Source organism: Nocardia lijiangensis NBRC 108240, assembly GCF_001613045.1.
GTDB classification, from domain to species: Bacteria; Actinomycetota; Actinomycetes; order Mycobacteriales; family Mycobacteriaceae; genus Nocardia; species Nocardia lijiangensis.
Genome location: NZ_BDBP01000014.1, coordinates 1 through 21,856 on the forward strand (window position 1 = coordinate 1; position 21,856 = coordinate 21,856).

Here is a 21,856-nt window from a genome sequence, read left to right on the forward strand (position 1 = left end):
GCGCTGGTCGGCGCGGCGCGCAGGCTCGGCATCACGGCCAAGGCGCGCGAGGTGCGCGGCACCGATCGCGTCGTGGTGCGCGACGGCGAGGCCATCGGCGCGCTGCTGACCAGGATGGGCGCCCAGGACACCCGGCTCACCTGGGAGGAGCGCCGGATGCGCCGCGAGGTACGCGCCACCGCCAACCGGCTGGCCAACTTCGACGACGCGAACCTGCGCCGCTCGGCGCGCGCCGCGGTCGCCGCGGCCGCCCGGGTCGAACGCGCACTGGAGATCCTCGGGGACGAGGTGCCCGATCACTTGGCCGCGGCGGGCAAGCTGCGCGTCCAGCACCGCCAGGCGTCGCTGGAGGAACTCGGCCAGCTCGCCGACCCGCCGATGACGAAAGACGCTGTGGCGGGCCGGATTCGGCGCCTGCTCTCGATGGCCGACCGGCGCGCCAAGGAACTCGGCGTGCCCGACACCGAATCCGCCGTGACCGCCGAGCTTCTCGACGACGCCTGACAGTGCTCGAGTCGCCGCACGCCCCGAGGGCCGATATCCGGCGCTCGGGGCGTGGTGCTTTACGGACCTCGGGATTCGCAGGTATCCGAGGGGGCGTCACTCCTGCGCGGAGTTCATGCACCGGGATCGCGGACCATGGCCCACGTGACAGGACCGCCGTCCGGGATCTCCACCGTCGCGGTGACGCGGAAGCCGAGCCGCTCGTAGAAGCCGACGTTGCGTTTCTCGGAGGTCTCCAGGAAGGCGGGCACGCCGGCGCGCTCGGCGGCCTCCAGGCCGGGCCGGATCACCGCGACGCCGAGCCCGCGGCCTTGGCTGTCCGGGTCGACGCCGACGGCGCCGAGGAACCAGACGGGTTCGACCGGGCGGTGCGGCGCGAGCGCGGCCTCGGCCGCGGCGTACGCGGCGGCGCGGTCACCGGACAACTCGGCGAACCGCGGCGCGAGCTCGGCGAAGACGGGGCCCGCGTCGATGGCCGGGGTGGTCCAGACGGCGACGGCGGCGCCTTCGTCGGCGACCCACACCCGGCCGTGCGGCAGGCCGATATGGGTCAGAAACAGTTCCTGCATGCCGCGAACACGCTGGTCGTGGTCGCGGGCGTCGATGGTGTGGCGAGTCCATGCGTAGTCGGCGAAGGCACGGCCCAGGGTCAGGGCGGCGCGGGATATGTCCGAGAGAGTCGCTGGTCGCACGGTCGTGGGAGAGGGCTGGGACGACTGTTCGGTATGCACTGCATCCATACTGCCGCGCCCCGCGAGATTGGCCGGCGCATTCCGGCTGCCTCGGCCGGTATGCGCCGCGTCGCACCTTCGCGCGGGCGTCATCGGCGTGCCATCGCGCGGCTCGAGAGCGAAACACGTTGGGGCGCTGGGCTTCCGCGAGATGCGGAATTCCGTCGAGGGGGATTACGGTTGCCCGGGCTCCCGCGGCGGCGGCGCGAACGGCGGCCGGAACCGGCCGCGACGTGCCGCGCCGCTGTCCGGCAGGCCGCCGGATCGTCACCGGTCACGACCCTCGAGCGGTGCTCACCAAGCAAGGTGCGTGTCGGAGAGGTGACGGTAGGGCATTAGTGTGAGTAAGGCATCGGAATGAATCCGCTTGAAAGCTGAGGAGCGATAACGTGACAGTCCGGGTAGGCATCAACGGCTTCGGTCGTATCGGACGTAACTTCTTCCGGGCGGTGGAGGCGCAGAAGGCGCTCGGCACCACCGATATCGAGATCGTCGCGGTCAACGACCTCACCGACAACGCGACCCTGGCCACGCTGCTGAAGTACGACTCGATCCTCGGCCGTCTGCCGCAGGATGTCTCGCTGGACGGCGACGACACCATCGTGGTCGGCGATCAGCGGATCAAGGCCCTGGCCATCAAGGAAGGCCCGGCCGCCCTGCCCTGGGGCGACCTGGGCGTCGACGTGGTCGTCGAGTCCACCGGCATCTTCACCGACGCCACCAAGGCCAAGGGCCACCTGGCGGCGGGCGCCAAGAAGGTCATCATCTCCGCGCCTGCCAAGGGCGAGGACCTGACCGTGGTCATGGGTGTCAACGACAGCCAGTACGACGGCAGCCAGAACATCATCTCCAACGCCTCGTGCACCACCAACTGCCTCGGCCCGCTCGCCAAGGTCCTCAACGACGAGTTCGGCATCGAGCGTGGCCTGATGACCACGATCCACGCCTACACCCAGGATCAGAACCTGCAGGACGGCCCGCACAGCGACCTGCGTCGTGCCCGCGCCGCCGCGCTGAACATCGTGCCCACCGGCACCGGCGCCGCGAAGGCCATCGGCCTGGTGCTGCCCGAGCTGCAGGGCAAGCTGGACGGCTACGCACTGCGCGTTCCGGTCCCGACCGGCTCGGTTACCGACCTCACCGCGACCTTGCGCAAGTCGGCCACCATCGACGAGATCAACGCCGCGTACCAGGCCGCCGCCGAGGGCCCGCTGAAGGGCATCCTGAAGTACAACACCGACCCGATCGTCTCCACCGACATCGTCACCGACCCGCATTCGTCGATCTACGACGCGCCGCTGACCAAGGTCATCGACGACCAGGTGAAGGTCGTGTCCTGGTACGACAACGAGTGGGGCTACTCCAACCGCCTCGCCGACCTCATCGGCCTCGTCGGCAAGAGCCTCTGACCGGCATGGCAGTCAAGACTCTTCAGGATCTCCTGAACGAAGGTGTCGAGGGCCGTGGCGTGCTGGTGCGCTCCGACCTGAACGTTCCCCTCGACGACAACGGCCAGATCACCGACCCGGGCCGCATCATCGCCTCGGTGCCGACCATCGAGGCGCTGGTCCAGGCCGGCGCCAAGGTGGTCGTCACCGCGCACCTCGGTCGCCCGAAGGGCGAGCCGGACGCGAAGTACTCGCTGGCCCCGGTCGCCGTGAAGCTGGCCGAGCTGCTCGGCCGCAACGTCCAGCTGGCCGGTGACGTGGTGGGCTACGACGCGCTCTCGCGCTCGGAGGGCCTCACCGACGGCGACGTGCTGCTGCTGGAGAACGTGCGCTTCGACCCCCGCGAGACCAGCAAGGACGAGGCCGAGCGCGGCAAGCTCGCGGCGGCCCTCGTCGAGCTGGTCGGCGACGACGGCGCGTTCGTCTCCGACGGCTTCGGCGTCGTGCACCGCAAGCAGGCCTCGGTCTACGACGTGGCCAAGCTGCTCCCGCACTACGCGGGCACGCTGGTCGCGGCCGAGGTCGACGTGCTGGCGAAGCTGACCGAGAGCCCGGAGCGGCCGTACGCGGTCGTGCTCGGCGGCTCGAAGGTCTCCGACAAGCTGGCGGTCATCGAGGCGCTCGCGCCGCAGGTCGACACCCTGGTGATCGGCGGCGGCATGTGCTTCACCTTCCTTGCGGCACAGGGCCTTTCGGTGGGCTCCTCGCTGCTCCAGGAAGAGATGATCGACACCTGCAAGGGCCTGCTGGAGCGTTTCGGCGACGTCATCCACCTGCCGCGCGACATCGTGGTGGCGGACAAGTTCGCTGCCGACGCCGACTCGAAGGTCGTGCCCGCCAACGAGATTCCGGACGGCTGGCTCGGCCTGGACGTGGGTCCGGAGTCGGTCGACCGTTTCGCGGCGCTGCTCACCGAGGCGAAGACGGTGTTCTGGAACGGCCCGATGGGCGTGTTCGAGTTCGCGAACTTCGCCGCGGGCACCCGCGGGGTCGCCGAGGCCATCGTCACCGCCACCGGCAAGGGGGCGTTCACCGTGGTCGGCGGCGGCGACTCGGCCGCGGCCGTGCGCGCGCTCGGGCTGCCCGAGGACGGTTTCTCGCACATCTCCACCGGCGGCGGCGCGTCGCTGGAGTACCTGGAGGGCAAGGAACTCCCCGGCATCAGCGTTCTGGAGGCCTGACCCATGGCACGTAAACCGCTCATCGCGGGCAACTGGAAGATGAACCTCAACCACCTCGAGGCCATCGCCCTGGTGCAGAAGATCGCCTTCGCGCTGCCGGAGAAGTACTTCGCCAAGGTCGACGTCGCGGTCATCCCGCCGTTCACCGACATCCGCAGCGTGCAGACCCTCGTCGAGGGCGACAAGCTGCTGCTCACCTACGGTGCGCAGGACGTCTCCGTGTACGACTCGGGCGCCTACACCGGTGAGATCAGCGGCGGCATGCTGGCCAAGCTCGGCTGCTCCTTCGCGGTGGTCGGGCACTCGGAGCGGCGGCAGTACCACAACGAGGACGACGCCACCGTGCTGGCCAAGGCCAAGCAGGCGCTGAAGCACGGCATCACGCCGATCGTCTGCATCGGCGAGGGCCTGAACGTCCGCGAGGCGGGCACGCACGTCGAGTACAACCTCGAGCAGCTGCGCGGTTCGCTGAAAGGCCTGACGGCCGAGGAGATCTCGAAGGTCGTCATCGCCTACGAGCCGGTGTGGGCCATCGGCACCGGCAAGGTCGCCACCCCCGCCGACGCGCAGGAGGTGTGCGGCGCCATCCGTGCCGAGCTGGGCGAGCTGGCTTCGCCCGAGGTCGCCATGGAGGTGCGGGTGCTCTACGGCGGTTCGGTCAACGCCAAGAATGTCGGTGAGCTCGTCGGTCAGCCCGACATCGACGGTGCGTTGGTCGGCGGCGCGTCGCTGAAGGGTGACGAGTTCGCCACCCTCTCCGCGATCGCCGCGGGCGGCCCGCTGCCCTGAAATATCGGAGGGCGTTGCCCTGAGATATCGCGGGCGTCGCCCTGACGCTCGATCGAACGGCCCGGTATCGCGTGTGCGATGCCGGGCCTTTCGTTCGGGTGGCGCTGTGTTCGGGTGGCGCTGTGTTCAGGTGGCGCGGTGTTTCGACGACGCTGTGTGAGACGGCGCGGTGTTTTGGGCGGCGCTGTTTCGTTCGTGGCGAAACCGTGCGGCGGCCGGTGACACGGTTCGCGTGTGATGATCGGCAGGCTCCGATCACCAAGGCCGACAAGGATTTCCGTGCGTTCCACGGTCGGTCGGACACTTCCGAAGCGCACCACGATCCGGCTGGAGTCGATGGATCGGGTGGTGAGGGAGCTGTACTTACCTGCCGGGAGAAGCGGAGATGATCGCGGACCGGGTGATCCGCACGCGGAAGTTATCAGCGGGCGGTCAGGGTCAGACCGTGCCCATTGTCGTTGCGCAGGGTGAGGACGTCGGCGTCGATGGTGGCGGTGGTCGTCCCGTCGAGCGCCCGCAGCACCGCGGTCTCCACCTCCATCACTTCCGGCGGGCACATCATCTTGGTGGTGCCCAGCCGGAAGGTGACCTTCTCGCCGTCCTGGCCGGGCTCGACGGTGGCCGTGCCGGTCAGCCGGTTGCAGCCCGCGGAACCGGAGACGGCGCCGTCCTCGGCGATCACCAGCGTCGGCTTCGCGTCGTCGATGGCCTGCGACCGGACGTGCGCGTCCGGCGTGATGAGCCCGTTCACCACCCAGGTGGTGCCGCGCAACGGCTTGTCCGGCCGGGCGACCTTCTTGTCCAGCAGCGTGACGGTCTGCTCGTTGTTCTGCAACGTCAGGGTGTCACCGTCGAGTTTCCAGGTCGGCGCGGAATTCAGCAGCGTGTCAACCCAGCGATCGGCGTCGGCGAGCTCGCCGGGACAACCGATCAGCGTGCTCGCCAGTTCCTCGACCCGCAGCACGTTGTCGTCGAACGTCACCGCCCCCGAGATGGTGTTGCATCCCGCGTTCGCGGTGACCCTGCCGTCCGCGAACTGCAGTGTGAGCGGCCCACCCCCGGGAATCGCCTGCCCCTGTACCTCGGTCGACAAGAACGTGCGCCCCATCGGTGTGGCCGCGGGCTCGGCGGGCCCGCTGTCGTCGCCGCTGGAGCAGGCGGCGAGAGCGAAGGCGAGCAACAGCACCGGAGCGAATCGCACGAGAGAGAACGACATGGGCGCGATGCTACCGACGCCGCGGCGCTCGCTCGGGATCCTGCTCCGGCCGGTCGGCCCCTCGGCCTCCTTCTTCGATCGCTGTCTCACTTCGACCCGGGTCCTATTACTACACCCGTCTATTCGGCGGTGATGGACAACGACATCTACACCGATTGGCTGGTGAGCAAGCACCACGGGCGATGGCGTCGTGGGCGTTACCGGCATCAGCGAGAGGCCAGGATGGCTAGCTCCGTGCCGAATCCGACTGCCAGGCGCCCATCCGGCGTCACCGCGACCGCGTTCACCATCGCGGGGAACACCAGCTTCTCGCCGATCTGTTCTCCCGTCAGGATGTCCCATACGCGCACCGTGGCGTCCCAGCTCCCGGTGACAGCGACGGGGCGTCCGTCCACCGTGCCCGAGGCCACCGTGCACACCACGTCGGTGTGGCCGCGCAGAGGTTCGCCGATCTGCAGGCCCGTGGTCAGGTCCGCTGTTCGCGCGGTCTTGTCGTCGCTGCCGATGACCACGATCGGGCGGCCGTCCACCGCCGCCGTGGCCACTGCCCGCACCGAGCAGTCGTGGTCGATCTGAGGCTCACCGACCTGCTTTCCGGTGGTCACGTCCCACACCCGCACTGTTCGGTCGTCGGCGCCCGTGACAGCGATCGGCCGCCCGTCCAGCTGTCCCAACGCCACCGCGATCACCTTGTCGGCGTAGCCGCGGCGGCGGCCCGCGGGGAATCCGCCGATCGGCTCGCGGGTGGCCAGATCCCATACCCGCATGGGTCTGCCGCTGCGATAGCCGCCGCTGGTGACGGCCAGGAGGCGGCCGTCCACCATGGCCATGGCCCGCGCGATGGTGGGTCCGTCGGGGTCGGTCAGCGGTTCGCCGAGGGGATCACCCGTGGCCAGATCCCATAGCCGGAGTGCGTCGTGGCCGCCCGTGACGGCGACCGGGCGGCCGTCGACAGTCCCGGCCGCCACCGTGTGCACCTCCCCGGTGTGGCCGGTGAGGAGGGCGCCCATGCGCTCACCGGCGGCGAGATCCCACATGCGGGCCGTGCCGTCGTCGCTGCCGGTGACGGCGACCGACCGCCCGTCCACCATCGCCATCGCCACCGCGACCACGGTGCCGCTGTGCCCCTCTGTGGGTTCGGCGTTCCGGCGGCGCTCCCTCAGACTCCACGTGCGGACCGTGTCATCGGTACCGGTGACCGCACCGGCGGTGACGGCGACGGGGATACCGTCCACGTCCGCCACCGCCACGGCGCCCACCTGATCGGTGTGGCCGGTCAGCGGGTCGCCGAGCTGCTCGCCGGTTGTCAGGTCCCACCTCCGGGCCGTGGCGTCCCCGCCGCCGGTGAGGGCGACCGGGCGGCCACCCACCATGGTTGCCGCGACGGCCCCCACCTTGTGGAAGTGGCCGATCAGCGGATCGCCGAGCCGCTTACCGGTGGTGAGGTCCCACATCATTGCCGTCTTGTCATTGCTTCCGGTGACGGCGATCGGCCGACCGTCCACCACGGCCGTCGCCACCGCAAGTACCTGATCGGTGTGGCCGGTCAGCGGGTCACAGATCTGAACTCCGGTACCGAGGTCCCACATCCGGATCGTGGCATCCCAGCTGCCGGTGACGGCGACGGGACGGCCGTTCACCACGGCTGTCGCCACCGCCACCACCCATTGGCTGTGGCCTGCCAAGGGAGCGCCGATCTGCCGTCCGGTGCCGAGGTCCCACACCCGCGCCGTGTGGTCGGTACCGCCGGTGACCGCAACGAGGCGGCCGTCCACCAGGGCCGTCGACACGGACAGCACCCAGCCGTCGTGGCCGGTGAGCGGGTCGCCGAGCTGCTCGCCGGTCGTCAGGTCCCACACCCGCGCCGTTCCGTCCTCGCTTCCGGTGATGGCAACAGGGCGCGCGTTCATCGCTCCCGTCGCCACCGCTCGAACCAAACCGTCGTGGCCGGCCAAGGGCTCGCCGACCTGCTCGCCGGTCATCAGGTCCCACACCCGAAGTGTCTTGCCGTTGTTGCCGCCGCTCCACGACGGGCCCATGGCGATGGCACGGCCGTCCGCCACGGCTGTCGCCACAGACGGCACCTTCCAGCCGGTCAGGGCGTATCGAAAACGGGAATCGACCTGGCTGGCAGTGGCCCACTCCACCCCCCACCGCGCGTGTTCTCCCTCGTCCACAGGTACGGCGGTGATTCGGGCGGCCAGCCCCCGGTGTCCGTACCGGGCGGCGTCCAGCGCCAGCAGTTGCCGACGCACTGTCGGCGAAGCGTCACGGTGCAGATGTGCCGAGGCCCGATACACCGCCGCCACCGAGCGAGCCCGAGCGTCTGGCGCCGAATCCAGCAGCCCCCACACGTTCTCGAAATCCCCACGCACCAGCAACGCCGGATCCGTCCACCAGGAACCCTGCTCGACCGGCCCGGCATCCGAACCGCCGTGACGCACACCATCAGACACGATCAGCATCGTAGGTGCTCGCACCTTCCACACCCACGATCCAGAGGCTCGAGGGTCAGGGCAGCGGCGGCGCGGCGTCCGATGGCCCTGCGGGATTCCTTTACTGTCAGGCATTTCCGCGAGGGCGGTCCGGCGCATCAGAACGAGCAGTCGGCCGGACGGCCCGTCCAGTCGCCCTTCATGAATTCGATGACGGCGCAGAACACATCCTGCGCCGAGGAACCCACGGGAGTCGCGGCCGACGTCGTAGCGGCAGGTGGGCAACAGATTCCGCGGCGGCCGAGCCCACCGGCACGACGAGTCCTGCGGTCGCGGCGGCGACAACGACGAGCTTCTTCATCAGGTGTCCTGTTCTGCTGTCGGGGATGAGGGCTCGTAGTAGTGGATATTTGACCGATCAGTCGAAATAGCCCCTGATATGCTCGAAATATGGCGCGTACCAAGGAATTCGATCCGGATGTGGTCTTGGACCGCGCACTGCAACTGTTCTGGCAGCACGGCTACGAGGCGACTTCGATTGCGGATCTGACGGAGCACCTCGGCATTGCCAGGGCTTGCATCTACGCGACCTACGGCTGCAAACACGAGCTTTTCATGAAAGCGCTGCAACGCCATGTGGAGGTCGTCGACGCGCTGGTCACGGCGGAATTGGCCCGTCCGGGTCCGGCGCTGCCCGCGGTCAGGGGTCTGATCGACCGGTTCGTGACCGAGTCCTGTTCGGAGAATCGATTCCTGGGCTGCCTGGTCACCAATGCCGCGGTCGAGCTCGCCGCCCGCGATGCCGAGGTCGCCCGGCTGGTCGAATCCAGTTGGGCGCGCACGGAAACCGCACTGGCCTCCGCACTGGCCCGCGCCCGAGCGCAGGGGGAACTGGCCCCCGGCGCGGACCCGCGCGCCATGGCCCGCTTCCTTCTGGTCTTCTTGCAGGGAGTCTGGGTACTCGAACGCGCGCCGGACACCGCCACCCGCCTGCGGGACGCGGGCCGGGTGGTCGCGTCGATACTGGGCTGAGTCCGTACGGCTGCGCGTACTCGGCGGGGCCTCGGGCCTCGACACCCTGATGGACATCAACGAGACCGCCGTGCGGTCTATAGCCGAGTGTCGCGTTCGCTGCGCGCTCATATTGGAATGATCGGTCTCGATTACGCGGACGGTTAACCTTCAGGATCGAAGGCTTGGTGCAGGCAGCACGGCGATTCCCCTCGGCCCTGCCGAAATCGACTTCGCTTCTTCCGTCGGCACCGGCAAGATGCCAGGTACCGAATCGCGGAGCTGGGTCGACAGGGCGAAATCGGCTGCCGGGGTGAACCAGATGGGGGAGTGCGAGTGCGGGTGTGGACATTGCAAGCGCCGGAAGTGGTTGCGGCGCTCCGGAGCCGGGGACATTACCGGGCGTCGTGGGATCGGGTGATCGTGAATTGGCGGCCCGCCTACTGCGCCATGGTGGGGCAGATGGAGCGCAGCGGGATTGCGTGCGGCGACAGTCCGCCGGTGTGGTGCTGGCCGGGGTGGGCGCTGCGCCGCCAGCGGGTGCGGATGACCGCGGATCTGCTGCTCGGCGACGATCAATGGGCGCACGGCGTGTGCCTGCTGCGGTTGAACGTTGCGCCTTCGGCGGCGCTCGCGACGTCCTACGCCCGCTGGAACGACTACCTGGGGGAGACGATGGCGCTGCTCACGGCGGCGGGACGATCCGACGGTCCGGCCTTCGGACCCGAGGAGGCGGCGATGGATTGGCGCGGCTTCCCGGTCAACGAATGGGACGCCACGCAGCTCGTCCTGCCGGAGTTGCGCCGCGAGTGGCTGGTCGGCGTCCGCCACTATCCGCCGGGACCCGACGCCGCGGCGCGGATCGCCGCCGATCCCGCACTCCGGGCGCTCGCTGCGGCGTCGCCCCGCGGCCACCCCGCGGATGCGCCGGACCGTGCGGGTAGGCGCTCGGCGATATGCTCGGCGGAGTGACCACCGCCGACGCGACGACCCCGCTCTCCACGTGGGCGCCGCTGCGATCGCCGATCTACCGGGCGCTGTGGATCGCGCAATTGGTGTCCAATCTCGGCACCTGGATGCAGACGGTCGGCGCGCAGTGGATCCTCGTCGACGAGCCGAACGCGGCGACGCTGGTGTCGCTGGTGCAGACGGCGATCACGCTGCCGGTCATGCTGCTGGCCATTCCTTCGGGGGTGATCGCCGACCTGGTGGACCGCCGTCGCCTGCTGCTCGGTGCCCAATCCGCGATGGCGTTGCTGGCGACGCTGCTCGCGATCTCAACCGCGACCGGGCAGACCACGCCCGAGGTACTGCTCATCATGCTGTTCCTGCTGGGCTGCGGGCAGGCACTCACCGCGCCCGCATGGCAGGCGATCCAGCCGGAACTGGTTCCGCGCGAACAGATTCCGTCGGTGGCGGCGCTGGGCAGCATGAACATCAACATCGGCCGCGCGGTGGGGCCCGCGGTCGCGGGCGTGCTGGTCTCGCTGTCCGGGCCGACGCTGGTGTTCGCGCTCAACGCGCTGTCCTTCGGCGGGATCGTCGCGGTGCTGGCCGTCTGGCGCAGGCCGGTCACCGATCGGCGGCTGCCCACCGAGCGACCGCTGGCCGCGCTGCAGGCGGGCACCCGGTTCATCAGGGCCGCGCCCGCGATCCGTCGGGTGCTGCTGCGATCGATCCTGTTCATCGGCCCCGCGAGCGCGCTGTGGGCGCTGCTTCCGGTGATCGCGCGGGATTCGCTCGGCCTGTCGGCCTCCGGCTACGGCCTGATGCTCGGCGCGATGGGCCTCGGCGCCGTGCTCGGTGCGGCGGGGCTGTCGCGGATCCGTGCGCTGCTGACGCCGACGCAGCGGCTGACCGCGGCCGCGGTGCTGTTCGGCGCGGCGTCGGCGGGCGCGGCGCTGCTGCACACCGTGGCGGTGGTGCTGGTGCTGCTGGTGGGCGCAGGTCTGGCCTGGCTGCTGGCCATGTCCACGATGAACTCCACCATGCAGCTGCTGCTGCCCGCCTGGGTGCGGGCCCGCGGGCTCTCGGTCTACATGCTGGTCTTCATGGGCGGGCAGGCCATCGGCTCGCTGGTCTGGGGTCTGGTGGCCGGCGCGCTCGACTCGGTCGCCGCGCTGCTCATCGCGGCGGCGCTGCTCGCGGGCAGCGCGGTGAGCAGCCTGTGGCTGCCGATCCGGCACAACGCCGAGGAACTCGACCACACGCCGTCGGCGTTCTGGCCGGAGCCGCAACTGGTGGTGGAGCCGCAGCCCGACGACGGTCCCGTCCTGGTGCTGCGGAGCTACGACGTGCCGGAGGAGAGGGTCGAGGAATTCCTCGGCGCGATGGCGTTCGTCGGCCGGTCGCGCCAGCGCACGGGCGCGATGGAGTGGCGGTTGTACCGCGATGTCGGCGTGGTCGACCGGTACGTCGAGGCGTTCGTGGTGCGTTCATGGGCCGAGCACATGCAGCAGCATCAGGTGCGGCTGACCGCGCAGGACCAGCTGCGCGAGGACGCGGTGGCGGAGTTCGGTGCGGGCGAGGACCAGATCACCCACTTGGTCGGGGTGGACCGCCCGTAGCGCGCTGGGCCCGCCGCCGAGCCCCATTAGGCGCAGGGTGAACGCACCCCATAGACTGACCGCCATGCGGATGTTCCTGGATATCCTCCTGATCATCACCAGCGTGCTGCTGGTGCTGCTGGTGCTGCTGCACCGCGCCAAGGGCGGAGGCCTGTCCAGCCTGTTCGGCGGTGGCGTGCAATCGAGCCTGTCCGGCTCCACCGTCGTCGAGAAGAACCTCGACCGCGTCACCATCTTCACCGGCCTCATCTGGGTCATCGCCATCCTCGGCATCGGCTTGGAAATCAAGTTCGCCTGACCGGGTGACGGCCGGTCACCGGACCTGCCGCGAACGTTGGCGCGCGATTCACTTCCCGTTACTCGACACGGTTAGCGTGACGAGCACGGGAAGGAGTCGGTATGGAGCTCCGGCATCTGGTGTCGTTCCTGGCGTTGGCCGAGGAACTGCACTTCGGTCGCGCCGCGCAGCGGCTACACCTGACCCAGCCGAGTCTCAGCGCGCAGCTGCAGAAGCTGGAGAAATCCCTCGGTGTGCAGCTGGTGGCGCGGAATTCGCACGAGGTGAAGCTGACCCCGGCGGGCCGTGAATTCGAGGGACAGGCCAGGCTGATCGTCGCGCAAGTCGGTCGTGCCGCTGAGATCACCAAAGCCGCCGCAACGGGACGGTCCGGCAGCCTGAACGTGGGATACAACCTGCCCGCGAGCAGGCACGTGCTGCCGGACGCGCTGGCCAGGATGGCGCGCGAGCACCCCGACGTCACCGTCTCGCTGTGGGAGAAGCGCACCGGCCCGCAACTGGCCGCGCTGAGCGAGGGTACCCTCGACGTCGGCCTGGTGTACGGCCATCCGCACACCGCAGATTTCCGGTATCGCCCACTGCTGCAACGTATTCCGCTGGTCGCGGTGGTCGGGCGCGGGCACCGGTAGGAGGGACGGTCGGGGGTGCGGTTCGCCGAACTGGCCGAGCAGCGCTGCGTGCTCTTCGCCCGTGAGCAGTGCCCGGCGATGTACGACTCGATCTTCCGCGCCGCCGCCGACAACCGGATCGGCCTGGATGTGGCGCAGACCGCCGACGATCCCGGCGCGACCGCGCACATGGTCTCGGTGCGGCCGTTCGTCGGATTCGCCTCGCTGCCGCGGGCGCAGTCGATGAACATGGGCGGCCCGGACAGCGGCGCCGTGGCGGTCAAGCTGCTGGATCCGGTGCCGACCCTCGATCTGTTCGCGGTGTGGCGCGCCGAGGAGACCAACCCCGCGGTGGGCCTGTTCCTCGACACGATCGACGCGCCGCACGCGCAAAGGGTGGCGGTCTGACCGATCTGCTGTCGTCACAACACCTCCGGCTCACTTCAGCCCGGAGCGGACGAAGGCGTTCGTGATCTGGCGTTGCAGCACCAGGTACAGCAGCAGCACGGGCAGGCATGCCAGGCTCGCCACCGCCATCATCGGACCCCAGTCTTCGCCCTCGGTGCCCATGAAGCTGCGCAGACCCAGTTGCAGCACGCCGTTCGACCGGCGCAGAACGACCGCGGGCCAGAAGTATTCGTTCCACGCGTTGACGAACAGCAGGATGCCCAGCGCGGCCAGCGCGGGCCGCAGATTCGGCACCACGACGGTCCACAGGATCGACCACGACGACCGGCCGTCCAGCTTGGCCGCGGCGACGAGTTCGGCGGGGAACCCCGCCATGTGCTGGCGCAGCAGCAGCACCGCCAGCGCGGAGCACAGCGTGGGCAGCACCACCCCGATCAGCGTGTCGATGAGCCCGAATCGGTTGAGCAGCACATAGTTCGGCAGCATCGTCACCTGGAAAGGCACCAGCCAGGTGCCGACGAACGCCAGGTACAGCACCCGCTGGAACGGGAAGGCGTACATGGTGAAGGCGTAGGAGGCGAGCAGCGCGACGAGCAGCTGCGCCGCCGCCGAGCACAGCGCCACCACGGTAGTGTTGACGAAAAGCCCGGCCAGGTCGACTTTCTCGGCCGCGTCGGCGTAGTTGTCGAGCGAGAGCGGCCACGGGACGGGGGACAGCGACATCACGTCGGACGGCCGCCGCAGCGCGGTCGCGAACAGCCAGTACACCGGGAACGCGCAGCCGATCGCGACGCCGCCGAGCAGCAGATGGCGACCGACGCCGCGCAGACGCTCAATCATCGTGGTACGCCAGCCTTTCCGAGAACCACACCAGAGCTCCGGCGACCACGGCGAAGCCGCCGAACAGCAGCACGCCCGCCGCCGCGCTCAGCCCGGCGTCGAAACTGTGGAACGCGTAATCCCACAGCAGGTAATAGACATTCGTGGTGGCCTGCGCCGGACCGCCCTGGGTCATCGAGTCGATGAGCGGGAAGGTCAGCGTCGGCGTGAGCAGGACGGTGGTGAGGACGAGAAACAGCAGCGTCGGCGACAACAGCGGCAGCGTGATCCACCGGCGGATCTGCCGCGGGCTCGCGCCGTCCACCCGGGCGGCCTCCGTGTAGTCGGGAGCGATGTTCGCCAACCCCGCCGAGATCACGAGCGTCGCGAAGCCGAGCAGCTGCCACCCGGTGATGACGATGATCACCGGGTGGGCGGTCGCGGCGTCGTAGACCCAGTTGCGCCCGGAACCCAGCATCCGGTCGACCGCCCCGCCGCCGGGATGCAGCAGCCAGCGCCAGACCGCTGCCGCGGCCACCGGGGCGACGAGGAACGGCATGAAGACGAGCGCCTGGTAGAGCGTGCGCGCCCCGACCCCCACGCGCCGGGCGGTCATGGCGAGCGCCAGCGGAAGCAGGACCGTGAACGGCACCAGTCCCGCGATCAGCAGCGCCGTGCGCGCCAGGGAGTCCCGAAAGGCGGGCAGCTCGACGAGCCGCTCGTAGTTGGCCGTGCCCACCGGCCGCATCGGGGAGGTGGGCAGCAGATTCCACGAGTAGGTGGACAGTTCGACGGCCTGCACCAGCGGACGGTAGGTCCACAGCACCAGCAACCCGAGGGCGGGCGCCAGATACAGGTAGGGTACGACGAAACGTCCGGCGCGACGAGCCTTTTCGTAGCGGCCACGGCGCACCGGCCGGTCGGCGGCCCGCGTTTCCACGACGGGCGGCGGCTCCACGACGAACATCGCGTCACCCCCGCTCCGCGCCGAGCGCCGCGAGCTGGTCGAGGATCTCCTGCTCGTCGCGGTCGTAGACCGGCGGCGCGGGAGTCGTCTCCACCGCCGTCGCCACCGCGCCCGCGGCCGTCACATCGATGCGGCTGAAGCCGGATCCGGCGAAGCCGCGGTGCCTGCCCGCCGGTGCGAACGGATCGACCCGATACGACAGCGCGGGCCCGATCCACACCGGAATGCCCGCCAGCGCACCGGCGGCGGTCGAGTGGTTGTGGCCGCACACGATCATCCGGACGTCGGAGCCGGTCAGCGCCTCGGCCAGCAGATCGGGTCGGTGCAGCCGCAGCAGGTCGGGTCCGGCCACGGGGGAGGGGATCGGCGGGTGGTGCACCACGAGCAGCGTTCCCCGCGGGGCGGGCGTGCGCAGCTCCGCCGCCAGACCGTCGAGCTGTGTCTCCGTCAGCCGCCCGTGGTGCCTGCCGGGAATCGTGCTGTCCAGCGCGATGATTCGCAGCCCGCGCACGTCGACGACGTGGTCGAGCGGGATGCCGGGGTCGGCGGCACGATCGAGAAGTAGCGCCGCGAACGCGACCCGCTCGTCGTGATTGCCCATGGCGTAGACGATTTCGGCGCCGAGCGCGGCGGCGGCGGGGGTGACCGCCGCGCGCAGTCGCCGGTACGCCTCCGGTGCGCCGTTGTCGGCGAGGTCGCCGGAGAGCACCAGCGCGTCGACCCGGCGGTTCGCGGCCACCAGCCGGTCCAGGGTGTGCCGCAGCGTCGCGAAGGTGTCCACCGTGCCGTGCACGAGCTCGCCCTCCGGCCGCAGGTGGATATCGGTGAGCTGGATGATCGTGACGGCGTTCATGCGACCGGGAGAAGTTTGCGGCCCTGCTCCTGCGCGGCGCTCAGGGTGGACTTCGGATCGGCGCCCTGGAAGACCACGGCCTCGACCGCGTCCATCATGCCGTCACGGATCTGCAGATAGTTGTTGCCCGGCATGGAGATCCACGGCTCCATGGTCGCCAGCTGGGCGACGTTCGGCGCCAGCAGCGGGTTGCGGCGCGCCCAGTCCCGCAGGCCGTCCTCGTCGTCGAGCAGGCCGGTGCGCAGCGGCAGATACCCGATGCCCTGCGCGATGCGCACGTAGGCGCGCTCGCTGGTGAGGAACTCGATCAGCTGCCAGGCCGCCCGCTGTTTGGCCGGCTCCTCGGACAGAATGTACAGCGAGGCACCGGAATTAGTCGGCACGGTCGGCTTGCCGCCGAAGCTCGGCATCGGCGCCGAGCGCAGGTCCCACCGATCCTGTGCGCCCTTCACGAACTGCCCCTGGATTGCGCTGGTCTCCAGGATCATCCCGATCTCGCCGCGACCGAAGGCCTCGTAGCCCTGCTTCTGGTTCAGCGCGGGCATGGCGCCGGTGCGGACCAGGTCCTGCGCCATCCTGGTCACCTCGACGGCGGCGTCTTCGGCGTAGGTGAGGGTGCGCCGATCCTCGGAGAGCACCCGGCCGCCGTTGGAACGCACCAGCGATTGGAAGCACCAGTCCTTGGCCGGTTTGGTCAGGCAGTCGATGTACACGCCGTCCTTGCCGGTCGCCGCGGTGATCGCCGCGGCTGCCTCCGCCACCTGCTGCCAGGTCGCGGGCGGGCGGTTGGGGTCGAGCCCCGCCTGCGCGAAAAGCGTGGCGTTGTAGTACAGCACGGGTGTCGAGAAGACGAACGGGACACCGTAGGTCGAGCCGTTCCAGTCGGCAAGAGTGCGCGCCCTCGGCGCGTAGCCGTGCTCGGCGCCGTCGAAGTTCCGCTGCACCGCGTCCTTGCCGAACAGCGTGTCGAGCGGTTTGGCGCGCAACTCGTCGACGGTGAAGTCCAGGTCGCTGAAGCCCAGCTGGGCGACGTCCGGCGGCGCACCGGCCACGAGCTGGTTCTGGATGCTGGAGATGGTGTCGGTGGCCGGATTCGGGCTGTTGCCCTGCGGTTTCTGCGCCGTCACCGTGATGTTCGGGTGCGCGGCGCGGAATTCGGCGAGCAGCGCGTCGAAGGTGTCGGTCCACGCGCCTGCCAGACCGTAGTTGTAGGACTCGAAGACGATCGAGACCTGTTGATCCGGCGCGAGTTCCGGGACGCGGCCAGTCGACGACGCCTCGGTCGTCGTGCTGCCGAGTCCGCCGCAGGCGGTGGCCGCCAGGGTGGTCGCCAGGGCGATGCCCAGGGCGGAGATCATGCGTATCACGGGTGCTCCTGGTGTTCGGGGTTCGTCACGCTGGGTCAGACGGCCGACAGCGCGGTGTTTTCCGATGGCGAAAGGTGCTGCGGCTCCTGCCAGCTCAGCCGCATGCCGGTGGTGCGATCGAACAGGTGCAGGTCGGCGGGCGCGGTGTCGAGTTCGACGGCGTCTCCTGCGCGGACCTCGGCGGGCCGGGCGACGCGCGCGCAGATCTGCTGCCCGCCGACGTCCACGTGCAGCAACTCCTCGCTGCCGAGGTTCTCCACCATCGTCACGCGCCCGCGCAGCGCACCGGCACCCGCGGCCACACGCAACCGCTCCGGACGGACGCCCACGGTGACCTCCCGATCACCGTGGGCGGCCGCGATGCCGAGCGCGGCGTTGAGTCCCTCCGCGACCACACGCAGTCGACCGTCGCGCTCGGTGACGGTGGCGGAAAGCAGATTCATGGGTGGCGCGCCGAGGAAGCCGGCGACGAAGGTCGACCGCGGCCGGTCGTAGAGCTCCTCGGGCGGGCCGACCTGCGCCAGCGCGCCGTCCTCGAACAGCGCGATGCGGGTGGCCATCGTCATCGCCTCCACCTGATCGTGCGTGACGTACAGGAACGTCGCGCCGAGCCTGCGGTGCAGGGCGATGAGCTCCGCCCTGGTGGCGCTGCGCAGTTTCGCGTCCAGGTTCGACAGCGGCTCGTCCATGAGGAAGGCTCCCGGATCGCGAACCATGGCGCGTGCCAGGGCGACTCGCTGCCGCTGGCCGCCCGACAACGCGGCAGGGCGACGGCGCAGCAGCGGAGTCAGTTCGAGCGCCGCGGCCACCTCCGCGACCCGTTCGGCGATCCGGGCACGCGGCAGGCGCCTGGCCCGCAGCGGGAACGCGATATTGCGTTCGACCGTGAGATGCGGGTACAGCGCGTAACTCTGGAAGACCATGGCCAGATCCCGTTGCTGCGGGGCCGCGTCGGTGATGTCGCGACCGTCGAGCAGGACGCGTCCGGACGTCGGGGTCTCCAGACCGGCGATCAGGCGCAGCAGCGTCGACTTGCCGCATCCGCTCGGCCCGAGCAGCACCATGAATTCGCCGTCGGCGATGTCCAGGGACACCGCGCGCACCGCATCGGTCGCGCCGAAGCGTTTCGACACCGCGTCGATCTGTAGCCGGGCCATCCGGGTCCTCCTCTCGCACCGAGACCTGTCGAGTCTCGGGCGGCGGACCGGGTAGGGCGGCGGGCGATAGGAGATGCCGATCGCGCGAATCATGTCCCGCCGCCGACCGCCTCCCGGACGTGCGGCGAGGGACGGTCTTCTCGCCGGCGTCGGCGCGCCGGGCGCCGACCCGACGACCAGAGGAGACCCCCATGAGAAGCACACTCGCGACCTGCGCGCTACTGACGGCCGCGCTCGCCCTCGGCGCCGCGCCCGCGGCCGCCGCACCGGAATCCGATGCGGTCGGATTCTCCGCCACCGCCACCGAAACGTCCGCGGTGGTCACCGTCGACGCGGGCTCGATGGTGGTCGACGACGGCACGTTCGAGATCCGCGCCGCGGACGGGACAGTGCTCGCGGGCGCCGAATTGGCGTTCCGCGTGGACGATTTCGTCTTCCCCATCGCCGCCGAGATCGCCGGGCGTTCGGCCACCCTGACACCGCGCTTCGATCTGGCGCACGCCACCTACCGGCCGGTCGCGCTGCCCTTCGAGGATCAGGCGCCGTGGAAGTCGGAATACGAGCGCGAGCAGGCGGCCTGGAGCCGGATGATGTCCACCATCTCCATGGGGGCCACCATCGGGACGCTGGTCGGCGGGCTGGGCGGTGCGGCCGTCGGCTGTGTGCTCGGCGGCGTCGCCGGCGCGACCGTGGCGTCGGCGACCATCGCCGGGCTGTTCGGTCCGTTCATTCCCGCCGCGGCGGTGGGCTGCCTCGGCGGCATCGTCGCCATCGGCGCGCTCGGCACCGTCGCGGGTCAGCTGCTGGTGACCGCGCCCGTCGCCGTCCTGGCCGCGGCCCAGTACTTCACGACGATCAACACTCCGTTCCCGAAGAAGTGATCTCGGCGGTCGTGGCGCGCGTTCGCTCGCGCGTCACGACCAGCGCCGCGGCGACCGTCAGGCCGAGGACAGCGGTGGTGATGACCGCGCCTTCGCTCGCGGCCGCAGGTCAGTCGTTGCGCGGCACCCGTCCGTCGACATCGGTGAAGCCGTACTCGTCGGCGAGGTCGGCCACCCGCCAGGCCCGTCCGGTGCGAGCGCGTCGTCGCGGATCGGCGGCCAGCGCCACCACGGCTCGCCCGGGGAAACGCGGCGTCTCGGCGACGGCGAGATCGAAGGTGCCCTCGCCGGGCAGGGTGACCAGGCGCCGTCCGTCGGCGTCGGCGGGGACCAATTGCAGCAGTTCGGTGTCCACGATGCCCGGCCACAGCGAGACCACGGTGACCTCGGTGTCGGCGAGATCGCGCGCCATGTCCGCGGTGAGCCGATCCAATGCCGTCTTGGCCACGCCGTAGACCGCGTTGTGCATGTACCGCTGCGACCCCGGCGACGAGACGTTGACGAGGAGCCCGCCGGAGCCGATCAGCAGCGGCGCGGCGAAAAAGCCCGCCGCGTAATGGGATCGGACGCCGACGTCGAAGGTCTCGTCCCAGGCCGACGGCGGCACCTCCCAGAACGGTTTGCCGAGCCAGCGGGCGGCGGCGGGGGAGTTGTAGACGTTGTTCACCAGCACGTCCAGCCGCCCGTGCTCGGCGCGGACCCGTTCGAACAAGCGCTGCACGGCGTCGTCGTCGCGGTGATCGCAGACGAAGGGGATGCCGCGTCCGCCGAGCGCGTCGATCTCGGCCGCCGTGTCGTGCACGGTGCCGGGTAGTCGGCCCGCCGTGGCCGACCGGCCGGTGATGTACACCGTCGCGCCCGCCGCGCCCAGTTCCAGCGCGATGCCCTTGCCGATGCCGCGGCTCGCGCCGGTGACGACCGCGACCCGGCCGTGGAGTTCTCGAGGTATTCCGCTCACGACTCCCGGACATTACCGTGAAATATAGAACGCGTTCTATATTTGGAGGCGAAATGGAGCCGACGCATCGGTTCGTGACCACCAACGGTACCCGGATGCACGTCGCCGAACAGGGCAGCGGCCATCCCGTGGTGTTCTGTCACGGTTTCCCGCACACCTGGTTCGTCTGGCATCGGCAGCTGGCCGCGGTCGCCGCGGCCGGGTACCGCGCCCTCGCGCCCGACCTGCGCGGATACGGCCGGACGGAGGCGCCCGACGACCCGGCGGAGTACACGAATCAGGCCGTCGCCGACGATCTGCTCGACCTGCTCGACGACATCGGCGCCGAGCGCGCGGTGTTCGTCGGCCTGGATTTCGGCGCCGCCCTGGTGTGGGAGCTGGCGCTGCGCGTACCCGAGCGCGTCGCGGGCCTGATCGTGCTGAACAACCCCTACGCGCCGCGGCCGCCGCGGGCACCGTCGGAGCTGTGGGCCAAAGCGGCCGCGCGCCATTTCCTGCACCTGGACTACTTTCAGCGGCCCGGCGTCGCCGACGCCGAACTCGCGGCCCGGCCGCGCGAATTCCTCGCCCGCGTCTACTATTCGCTCAGCGCCGACTACCACTACCTGGACACGTGGCGCTTCCCCGCCGAAGGCACCGGCTACCTCGATGTGCTCCCCGAGGCTCCCGCGCTGCCGTGGCGCTGGCTCTCCGAGGACGAATTCGCCACCCTGGCGGCCGATTTCGAGCGCACGGGCTTCACCGGCGGGCTCAATTGGTATCGCAACTTGGACCGGAACTGGTCGCTCACGGCCGATTACGCCGATGCGCGGGTGACCGTGCCCACCTACTTCCTCTACGGCGAACGCGATCCGGACATGGAGGGTTTCAGCGGGCGCGATCCGCTGGGGACGCTGCGCGAGTACGTGCCGGACCTGCGCGCGGTGACGAAGGTTCCCGACGCCGGGCACCTGGTCCAGCTCGAGCGCAGCGACGAGGTGAACGCGCTGATCACGGCGCACCTCGCCGACCTGGCGCCCGCGGCGGCCGACGTCCCGGCCTGACACCGCCGGATCATCGCGGCAGCGCCGGGACGCGACCGGCGACAACCCGGGCGCGGACAGCGGTCAGCACGGTGATCACCAGGACCGTCATGAGTTCCAGGAGGTTCCAGGCGAGGCCGTCGGCGGTGGGTTCGACAGGCGGCGGCTCGGTCGCTTGCGGTGGACGCGCCTGGACCGTCTGCGGCGCGGGCTCCGGTGCGGGAGCCTGTGCCGGAACGGGTTCGGCCGTGGCCTGCGGGATCGGAAGGGGAATCGGCGGGTCGAGGCGGAGCGGAATGCCGGGCGTGGGTGGTGCCATCGGCAGCAGCAGGAGGCAGGTGAGCAGGGCGCCGCTGCCGAAGGCGCTACCCGCGGCGCTGCCGAGCGCCGAACCGCTGGAACCGGGCCCGACGAGGCCGCTGCCCGTCGAGCTGCCGAGCGCGAAGCCGCTGGAGCCGAAGCCGACGAGGCCCGGACCCACGAGACCGCTGCCGCCGCTGCCGAGTGCAGACCCGAGGGCGAGTGCGGCGCTGCCCGCCGCGGCGCTCCCGGTGCAGGCGGAACGGACGCTGCCGACGTCGAGGCCGAGGGCCTCGGCCGGGGTCGCCGCGCGCGGTGCGGGGGCGATATCGGCGG

Annotated in this window: 19 protein-coding genes and 2 pseudogenes; 11 read left to right on the forward strand and 10 right to left on the reverse strand. The window is 70.2% G+C overall.

The window, feature by feature from the left end:
* Positions 1-504 (forward strand): DNA-binding protein WhiA (whiA, locus tag NL1_RS05680; RefSeq protein WP_067835082.1); only part of this gene is annotated, 504 nt, incomplete at its 5' end.
* A gap of 113 nt (positions 505-617) precedes the next feature.
* Here whiA and NL1_RS05685 read toward each other — a convergent pair.
* On the reverse strand, positions 618-1,244 hold the full coding sequence (locus tag NL1_RS05685; protein WP_067835084.1) for a GNAT family N-acetyltransferase: 627 nt from the start codon (positions 1,242-1,244) through the stop codon (positions 618-620).
* A gap of 380 nt (positions 1,245-1,624) precedes the next feature.
* On the opposite strand from NL1_RS05685, the gene gap reads away from it, so the two are divergent.
* Genes gap through tpiA form a run of 3 tightly spaced genes read left to right on the forward strand, consistent with a single transcriptional unit; the run spans position 1,625 to position 4,653 of the window.
* Positions 1,625-2,644 (forward strand): type I glyceraldehyde-3-phosphate dehydrogenase, encoded by a 1,020-nt coding sequence (gene gap / locus NL1_RS05690; protein ID WP_067835086.1) that lies wholly within the window; start codon positions 1,625-1,627, stop codon positions 2,642-2,644.
* 5 nt (positions 2,645-2,649) lie between these two features.
* Positions 2,650-3,864, forward strand: coding sequence for a phosphoglycerate kinase (locus NL1_RS05695; protein WP_067835088.1), 1,215 nt, complete (start codon positions 2,650-2,652; stop codon positions 3,862-3,864).
* 3 nt (positions 3,865-3,867) lie between these two features.
* On the forward strand, positions 3,868-4,653 hold the full coding sequence (gene tpiA, locus NL1_RS05700; protein WP_067835090.1) for a triose-phosphate isomerase: 786 nt from the start codon (positions 3,868-3,870) through the stop codon (positions 4,651-4,653).
* A gap of 421 nt (positions 4,654-5,074) precedes the next feature.
* Here tpiA and NL1_RS05705 read toward each other — a convergent pair whose 3' ends face one another.
* Complete coding sequence (locus tag NL1_RS05705; protein WP_067835115.1) at positions 5,075-5,869, reverse strand: META domain-containing protein; 795 nt, start codon at positions 5,867-5,869, stop codon at positions 5,075-5,077.
* 206 nt (positions 5,870-6,075) lie between these two features.
* Positions 6,076-8,325, reverse strand: coding sequence for a WD40 repeat domain-containing protein (locus tag NL1_RS05710; RefSeq protein ID WP_162272689.1), 2,250 nt, complete (start codon positions 8,323-8,325; stop codon positions 6,076-6,078).
* 429 nt (positions 8,326-8,754) lie between these two features.
* On the opposite strand from NL1_RS05710, the gene NL1_RS05715 reads away from it, so the two are divergent.
* The 5 genes and pseudogenes from NL1_RS05715 (at position 8,755) to NL1_RS05735 (ending at position 13,196) form a co-directional block, all read left to right on the forward strand.
* A complete protein-coding gene (locus NL1_RS05715) occupies positions 8,755-9,336 on the forward strand; it encodes a TetR/AcrR family transcriptional regulator (protein ID WP_067835094.1) in 582 nt (193 codons plus the stop codon).
* 402 nt (positions 9,337-9,738) lie between these two features.
* Positions 9,739-10,287, forward strand: a complete 549-nt coding sequence (locus NL1_RS05720; RefSeq protein WP_174553393.1) for a hypothetical protein — start codon at positions 9,739-9,741, stop codon at positions 10,285-10,287.
* Positions 10,272-11,882 (forward strand): MFS transporter, encoded by a 1,611-nt coding sequence (locus tag NL1_RS05725; RefSeq protein ID WP_156094677.1) that lies wholly within the window; start codon positions 10,272-10,274, stop codon positions 11,880-11,882. The genes NL1_RS05720 and NL1_RS05725 overlap by 16 nt, the downstream gene beginning before the upstream one ends.
* A 64-nt stretch (positions 11,883-11,946) precedes the next feature.
* Entirely contained in the window at positions 11,947-12,180 is a 234-nt protein-coding gene (gene secG / locus NL1_RS05730; protein WP_067835097.1) for a preprotein translocase subunit SecG, read from the forward strand.
* Between the two features lie 101 nt (positions 12,181-12,281).
* Positions 12,282-13,196 (forward strand): annotated as a pseudogene (locus tag NL1_RS05735) (LysR family transcriptional regulator).
* A 30-nt stretch (positions 13,197-13,226) separates the two neighbouring features.
* On the opposite strand, the gene NL1_RS05740 reads toward NL1_RS05735, so the two are convergent.
* From NL1_RS05740 to NL1_RS05760, 5 genes are read right to left on the reverse strand one after another with little or no spacing between them, the layout of a single operon-like run.
* On the reverse strand, positions 13,227-14,036 hold the full coding sequence (locus NL1_RS05740; RefSeq protein ID WP_067835099.1) for a carbohydrate ABC transporter permease: 810 nt from the start codon (positions 14,034-14,036) through the stop codon (positions 13,227-13,229).
* Positions 14,029-14,982 carry a carbohydrate ABC transporter permease gene (locus NL1_RS05745; protein WP_067835101.1) on the reverse strand — a complete coding sequence of 318 codons (954 nt, stop codon included), beginning with the start codon at positions 14,980-14,982 and terminating at the stop codon, positions 14,029-14,031. Before NL1_RS05745 ends, NL1_RS05740 begins: the two co-directional genes overlap by 8 nt.
* Before the next feature lie 4 nt (positions 14,983-14,986).
* Positions 14,987-15,835: a metallophosphoesterase gene (locus NL1_RS05750; RefSeq protein ID WP_067835103.1), complete on the reverse strand. Its 849-nt coding sequence runs from the start codon at positions 15,833-15,835 to the stop codon at positions 14,987-14,989.
* Positions 15,832-17,193: an ABC transporter substrate-binding protein gene (locus NL1_RS05755; RefSeq protein ID WP_067835105.1), complete on the reverse strand. Its 1,362-nt coding sequence runs from the start codon at positions 17,191-17,193 to the stop codon at positions 15,832-15,834. The genes NL1_RS05750 and NL1_RS05755 overlap by 4 nt, the downstream gene beginning before the upstream one ends.
* 44 nt (positions 17,194-17,237) lie before the next feature.
* Positions 17,238-18,359 (reverse strand): ABC transporter ATP-binding protein, encoded by a 1,122-nt coding sequence (locus NL1_RS05760; RefSeq protein ID WP_067835107.1) that lies wholly within the window; start codon positions 18,357-18,359, stop codon positions 17,238-17,240.
* 191 nt (positions 18,360-18,550) lie between these two features.
* Here NL1_RS05760 and NL1_RS05765 point away from each other — a divergent pair, with 191 nt between their 5' ends.
* A complete protein-coding gene (locus NL1_RS05765; RefSeq protein ID WP_067835109.1) occupies positions 18,551-19,240 on the forward strand; it encodes a DUF8020 domain-containing protein in 690 nt (229 codons plus the stop codon).
* Positions 19,241-19,349: 109 nt separating this feature from the next.
* Here the strand turns inward: NL1_RS05765 and NL1_RS05770 are convergent, their stop codons facing one another.
* Positions 19,350-20,198 (reverse strand): SDR family NAD(P)-dependent oxidoreductase, encoded by an 849-nt coding sequence (locus tag NL1_RS05770; protein WP_067835111.1) that lies wholly within the window; start codon positions 20,196-20,198, stop codon positions 19,350-19,352.
* A 53-nt stretch (positions 20,199-20,251) separates the two neighbouring features.
* Between NL1_RS05770 and NL1_RS05775 the strand changes: the two genes are divergently transcribed.
* The gene (locus tag NL1_RS05775) at positions 20,252-21,241 is read left to right on the forward strand and encodes an alpha/beta fold hydrolase (RefSeq protein ID WP_067835113.1); all 990 of its coding nucleotides are present in this window, start codon (positions 20,252-20,254) and stop codon (positions 21,239-21,241) included.
* Positions 21,242-21,251: 10 nt separating this feature from the next.
* Here the strand turns inward: NL1_RS05775 and NL1_RS38085 are convergent.
* Positions 21,252-21,856: pseudogene (locus NL1_RS38085) on the reverse strand (hypothetical protein); the annotation flags it as partial.